The sequence below is a fragment of the Sutterella parvirubra YIT 11816 genome (genome assembly GCF_000250875.1).
GTDB classification, from domain to species: Bacteria; Pseudomonadota; Gammaproteobacteria; order Burkholderiales; family Burkholderiaceae_F; genus Sutterella; species Sutterella parvirubra.
In genome coordinates this window covers 10,621-11,791 of sequence record NZ_JH604967.1, presented here as the reverse complement: position 1 = coordinate 11,791, position 1,171 = coordinate 10,621, and the positions used below count along the sequence as shown (strand labels likewise).

Annotated in this window: 1 protein-coding gene; it reads left to right on the top strand. The window is 67.7% G+C overall.

Annotation, left to right across the window (positions count from 1 at the left end):
• On the top strand, positions 1-1,114 hold a 1,114-nt coding region (locus tag HMPREF9440_RS05760), incomplete at its 5' end, for a ferric reductase-like transmembrane domain-containing protein (RefSeq protein WP_040764014.1).
• Positions 1,115-1,171: the final 57 nt, after the last annotated feature.

Below are 1,171 nucleotides of genomic sequence, written 5' to 3'. Positions count from 1 at the left end.
CCTCTACGGGCACCACAAGACGCTCGGCCTCTGGGCGATCGGGCTCTCGGTCCTTCACTACTTCGGGAAGACCGTGGGCGGCACGGTCGTCTCGGTCGTGAGCCTCTTCGGGATCGAAGCCGCGCAGGTCGGCCGCCCCGTGATCGATCAGACCGGGATGAATGCGCTCGAACTCTTCTGGTCCGCACTTCGTCCCGTCGCCGTCACGAGCTCGATCTGGGCGACGGCCTTCATGGTGCTACTGGGTGTGCTCGCACTCTCGAAGCGCATCAAGTACCCAGCCTGGCTCACCGCGCACCGGCTCTTTGCGGTCGTCTTCCTCGTCCTCTCGCTCCATTCGGTGCGGCTGATGGACACGACGGACTTCGTCTCGCCCTTCGGGTGGATCAACCTCGTCGTCACAGTCGTGGGCGTTTGGGCCTCCGTCGTCATTCTCGTGAAGGGCGCCGGCGCCTCGAAGTCGGTCCCGGCGACGGTGCGGGCGGCGGAGCACGCGGGCGGCGTCACCATCCTCACGGTCGAGCCCGCGAAAACGTTTGCCGCCGCGCCCGGCCAGTTCGCGTTCCTCAAGGTTTCGGGCCACGAGAAGCACCCCTTCACGATCGCAGGCCGCACGCCGGAGGGCGGGATCGTCTTCGCGATCAAGGGGCTCGGGGACTTCACGGCGGCCTTGTCGGAGACGGTGAAGCCCGGCGACGCCGTCGAGGTCGAAGGCCCCTGGGGCGCGCTCACGCCCGAGAACGACGTTCCCAATCAGGTCTGGGTCGCGGCCGGGATCGGCATCGCCCCCTTCCTCGCATGGCTCGAAAGCGAACGCGGAGATGCCGCGCCGGCCGGCACCACGCTCCTCTGGTGCGTGAAGTCGAAGACCGAAGAGCCGCTCCTCGCGCGCGTCGAAGCGTTGGCGAAGGATGCCGGTGCGGCGCTCCGGATCTTCGAGAGCGGGGGCGAACGGCTCCGCCCTGAAGTGCTCTTTTCTGAAACCTTCCCACTGCTCCCCTCCCGCCTCGTCTGCTGCGCGGGCGCGGGGTTGTCGGAAAAGTTGGCGCGCGCCTGGACGCGCGCGGGCGGCAGGGCGGAGCACTTCCGGCGGGAGGAATTCGACTGGCGATGACGTGTCGCTGAAAGGTCGTTGAGAGGTTCTTGAGTCGTCCGAAACCGGACGCCCGGA